The organism is Streptomyces sp. NRRL S-495, assembly GCF_000966955.1.
GTDB classification, from domain to species: Bacteria; Actinomycetota; Actinomycetes; order Streptomycetales; family Streptomycetaceae; genus Kitasatospora; species Kitasatospora purpeofusca.
The window spans coordinates 1-4,641 of the sequence record NZ_JZWY01000929.1; the positions used below are offsets into that span (position 1 = coordinate 1).

Consider the following 4,641-nt stretch of genomic DNA (forward strand, 5'->3'; position numbering starts at 1 on the left):
GGTTCACCCTCGCCGAGGGCGCGCGCACCGAGGTCGGACGCGCCCCCGGGACGGCGGACGGCATCGCACTGGCCGGGCTGCTGCCCGCCGAGCGCGCCGCCCGGGTCAGCCGCCGGCACCTGCTGGTCGCGGTGCAGGGCGGCGCCGTGGTGGTGCGGGACACCAGCACGTACGGCAGCCGGATCCGGGTGGCCGGGCGGCGCGGGCACCTCGGCCCGTGGGAGCCGTTCGCGGCGGGGGCCGACCGGCCGTTCCGGCCGGGCGACGAGGTCGAACTCACCCCCGGCCTGGTGCTGACCCGCAGCGGGCGCCGGTTCCCGGCCGAACTGGCCGGGGCCTGGCGGGCGGAGGGGGCCCGTACCCCGCTGCCGCCGGGCGCGGCGGAGCCGACCCGCTTCGTCTGAGGCAGCCCCCGCCCCTTTGGACGCTGCGGTCCGTCAGACGCTGCGGTCCGTCAGGACCTCGCGGACGACGTGGCGGGCGTTGGCGGCCAGCGGGGGGTTGGTGGTGCGGTAGTAGGGCAGTTGGACGAGGGCGATGGAGAGCGCCCAGGCGCGGCCGCGTTCCCAGGTGGCGTCGTCGACCGCCAGGGCGGAACGGAAGGCCGGGCGGGCGGACGCCGGGAGCACGTTCCAGGCGGCGATCAGGTCGACCGTCGGGTCGCCCGCCCCGAGCAGGCCGAAGTCCAGGACGGCGCCGAGGCGTTGGCCGGCGACCAGGAGGTTCCCGGCGGTGAGGTCGCCGTGCACCCAGGCGGCCGGTCCGATGGGCTCGGGCAGCCGCAGCGCCTTGTCCCAGAGCGCGGTGGCCGCCCCGGTGTCGATCACGCCGCGCAGCCGTCCGATCGCCGCGCGGGTGGCGGCGTCGCGGCCGGCCAGCGGTCCGCCGCGGGAGGCCGCAGGGGCGTCCGGCCCCGGCTCGACGGAGCGCAGCGCGCCGAGGAACCCGGCCAGGTCCCGGGCGAGTTGCCCGGGGTCGGCGAGCGCCCCGGGGGCCGGGTTGACGCCGTCCAGCCAGCGCAGCACCGACCACTCCCACGGGTAGGCGGCGGTCGGCCGGCCGTGGGCGACCGGTATCGGCACCGGTACGGGCAGCCGCGGCGCGAGCCGGGGCAGCCAGTGCTGCTCGCGCGCGATGTTCCCGGCGGCCCAGGCGGCCCGGGGCAGCCGCACGGCGAGGTCGGCGCCGAGCCGGAACATCGCGTTGTCCGTGGCGGTGATGCCGACCGGGGTCAGCGGCAGGCCCGTCCACTGCGGGAACTGGGCCGCGATCAGCCGTCTCACCAAGCCGGTGTCGATGACGGGTTCTTCGTCGTGCAGACGGTCGTGCAGGAAGTCGTCGTCGTGCATGCGGTCGGGCGTCCGGGCGGCTGCGCACATGCCCGGCACTGTACGCCGGGACGGGCCCCGCGATCAGGCGGATTTCGAACACCAGGGTGAGAACATGAGGATTTCACAGGGGCGTTGGGTTTCGCGGGGGGCGCTCGGGGACTCGGTGGTGCTGCCGGGAGCCGCCGTTCCTGGCCCGTTGGAGCGGCCGTCGATCGGCCGTCGAGCGGTCGCGGGCCGGGGCGCCGGGGCGCGCCCGCGCGGCCGGACGCAGCCCGGCCGGGGCCGCCGCCACGCCACGCCCGGGGTGGTGGGGGCGGGGCGGGGCGTCGGTGGCGGCTGTCAGAATGCGGGGGTACGGACAGCAACTCTGAAGAAGGTGACCGGCTTCGTGACCACGCCAGTCGAACAGGCGGCCCAGCAGGCCCAGCAGGCGATCGGGCGGAAGATCGCCGAGGAACTGGGCGTCCGCGAGGGGCAGGTGAAGGCGGCGGTCGAGCTGCTGGACGGCGGCGCGACCGTGCCGTTCGTGGCCCGTTACCGCAAGGAGGCCACCGACTCGCTGGACGACGCGCAGCTGCGCACCCTGGAGGAGCGGCTGCGCTACCTGCGGGAGCTGGAGGAGCGCCGCGCCGCCGTCCTGGAGTCGGTCGAGGCGCAGGGCAAGCTGGACGACGAGCTGCGGGCGCGGATCCTCGCCGCCGACTCCAAGGCGCGGCTGGAGGACATCTACCTCCCGTTCAAGCCGAAGCGGCGTACCAAGGCCCAGATCGCCCGCGAGGCCGGTCTGGAGCCGCTGGCGGACACCCTGCTCGCCGACCCGACGCAGGACCCGGCGGCGCTGGCCGCGGGGTACCTCAACGAGTCGGTCGCGGACGGCGCCGCCGCGCTGGAGGGCGCCCGGGCGATCCTGGTCGAGCGGTTCGGCGAGGACGCCGACCTGGTCGGCTCGCTGCGCGAGCGGATGTGGACCAGGGGCCGGCTGGTCGCCACCGTCCGCGAGGGCAAGGAGCAGGAGGGCGCGAAGTTCGCCGACTACTTCGACTTCGCGGAGCCGTACACCAAGCTCCCCTCGCACCGGATCCTGGCGATGCTGCGCGGCGAGAAGGAGGAGGTGCTGGACCTCGACCTGTCCCCGTACGACGGCGACGAGGGCGGTGACCTGCCCGGCGCGAGCGACTACGAGCAGCGGATCGCCGCCCGCTTCGGCATCGCCGACCACGGCCGCCCGGCCGACAAGTGGCTCGGCGACACCGTCCGCTGGGCCTGGCGCACCCGGGTGCTGGTCCGGCTCGGCATCGACCTGCGCGGCCGGCTGCGCGCCGAGGCCGAGGACGAGGCGGTCCGGGTGTTCGCGGCGAACCTGCGGGACCTGCTGCTGGCCGCCCCGGCCGGCACCCGCGCCACCATGGGCCTGGACCCGGGCTTCCGGACCGGCGTGAAGGTCGCCGTGGTGGACGCCACCGGCAAGGTGCTCGGCCACGACACGATCTACCCGCACCAGCCGGCCAACAAGTGGGACGCCGCGCTGGCGACCCTGGCCGCGCTGGCGAAGAAGCACGGCGTGGACCTGGTCGCGATCGGCAACGGCACCGCCTCGCGGGAGACCGACAAGCTCGCCGAGGACCTCCTCAAGCGGCACCCGGAGCTGGGTGTGACCAAGGCGATGGTCAGCGAGGCCGGCGCCTCGGTGTACTCGGCCTCCGCGTTCGCCTCGCAGGAGCTGCCGGACCTCGATGTGTCGATCCGCGGCGCGGTGTCGATCGCCCGCCGGCTCCAGGACCCGCTGGCCGAGCTGGTCAAGATCGACCCCAAGTCGATCGGCGTCGGCCAGTACCAGCACGACCTGAGCGAGGTGAAGCTCTCGCGCTCGCTGGACGCCGTGGTCGAGGACTGCGTCAACGCGGTGGGCGTGGACGTCAACACCGCCTCCGCGCCGCTGCTGACCAGGGTCTCCGGCATCACCGGCACGCTCGCGGACAACATCGTCGCGCACCGGGACGCCAACGGCCCGTTCCGCACCCGCAAGGAGCTCAAGAACGTCGCCCGGCTCGGCCCGAAGGCCTTCGAGCAGTGCGCGGGCTTCCTGCGGATCCCGGACGGCGACGACCCGCTGGACGCCTCCGGCGTGCACCCGGAGGCGTACCCGGTGGTGCGCCGGATCCTGGCCGCGACCGGCGGGGAGCTGCGCGAGCTGATCGGCAACGGCAGCCGGCTGCGCGCGCTGCGGCCGGGCGACTTCGCCGACGGCACCTTCGGCGTCCCGACCGTGACCGACATCCTGGGCGAGCTGGACAAGCCGGGCCGCGACCCGCGTCCGGCGTTCCGCACCGCCACCTTCAAGGAGGGTGTCGACAAGATCGGCGACCTGGAGGTCGGCATGGTGCTGGAGGGCGTGGTGACCAATGTGGCCGCGTTCGGCGCCTTCGTCGACGTGGGTGTGCACCAGGACGGCCTGGTGCACGTCTCGGCGCTGTCGAAGAACTTCGTCAAGGACCCGCGCGAGGTGGTCAAGCCGGGCGACATCGTGACCGTCCGGGTCACCACGGTAGACGTGCCGCGCAAGCGGATCGGGCTCACCCTGCGGCTGGACGACGAGGTCGGTCGCGGTGGCGGCGAGGGCGGGCGGGGCGAAGGCGGCCGCGGCGGCGACCGGCAGGCGCGCCCGCCGCGCCAGGAGCGGCGCGGCGGCCAAGGTGGCCAGAGCGGTCAGAGCGGTCAGGGCGGCGGCCAGGGCGGTCGTGGTCAGGGCGGCGGCGGTCAGGAGCGCCGGGACCGGGGCGGTTCCGGCGGCTCGGGCGGCTCGGGGGCGCTGGGCAACAGCGCCATGGCGGACGCGCTGCGCCGGGCCGGTCTGGCCGGCGGGGGCGGTTCGGACGACCGCCGCTCCGGGCGGCGCTGACACACGGCGTGGTGGCCGGTGGACGCGCGTCCACCGGCCACCACGCCGTGTGTCAGCGCCGCCCGGAGCGGCGGTCGTCCGAACCGCCCCCGCCGGCCAGACCGGCCCGGCGCAGCGCGTCCGCCATGGCGCTGTTGCCCAGCGCCCCCGAGCCGCCCGAGCCGCCGGAACCGCCCCGGTCCCGGCGCTCCTGACCGCCGCCGCCCTGACCACGACCGCCCTGGCCGCCGCCCTGACCGCTCTGACCGCTCTGGCCACCTTGGCCGCCGCGCCGCTCCTGGCGCGGCGGGCGCGCCTGCCGGTCGCCGCCGCGGCCGCCTTCGCCCCGCCCGCCCTCGCCGCCACCGCGACCGACCTCGTCGTCCAGCCGCAGGGTGAGCCCGATCCGCTTGCGCAGCACGTCTACCGTGG

2 protein-coding genes and 2 pseudogenes are annotated in these 4,641 nt (G+C 76.0%); 2 read left to right on the top strand and 2 right to left on the bottom strand.

From position 1 onward, the window contains the following. A pseudogene (locus VR45_RS36470) lies at positions 1-404 on the top strand (FHA domain-containing protein); the annotation flags it as partial. Positions 405-437: 33 nt separating this feature from the next. Here the strand turns inward: VR45_RS36470 and VR45_RS36475 are convergent. Beyond that, entirely contained in the window at positions 438-1,379 is a 942-nt protein-coding gene (locus VR45_RS36475) for an aminoglycoside phosphotransferase family protein (protein WP_234326511.1), read from the bottom strand. Positions 1,380-1,719: 340 nt separating this feature from the next. Here VR45_RS36475 and VR45_RS36480 point away from each other — a divergent pair, with 340 nt between their 5' ends. Continuing rightward, positions 1,720-4,230, top strand: coding sequence for a Tex family protein (locus VR45_RS36480; protein ID WP_078897296.1), 2,511 nt, complete (start codon positions 1,720-1,722; stop codon positions 4,228-4,230). 52 nt (positions 4,231-4,282) lie between these two features. Here the strand turns inward: VR45_RS36480 and VR45_RS36485 are convergent. Beyond that, positions 4,283-4,641: pseudogene (locus tag VR45_RS36485) on the bottom strand (hypothetical protein); the annotation flags it as partial.

Coding starts and splice junctions, on each gene's coding strand:
- VR45_RS36475 (WP_234326511.1), bottom strand. CDS start 1,379: ATGTGCGCAGCCGCCCGGACGCCCGACCGCATGCACGACGACGACTTC.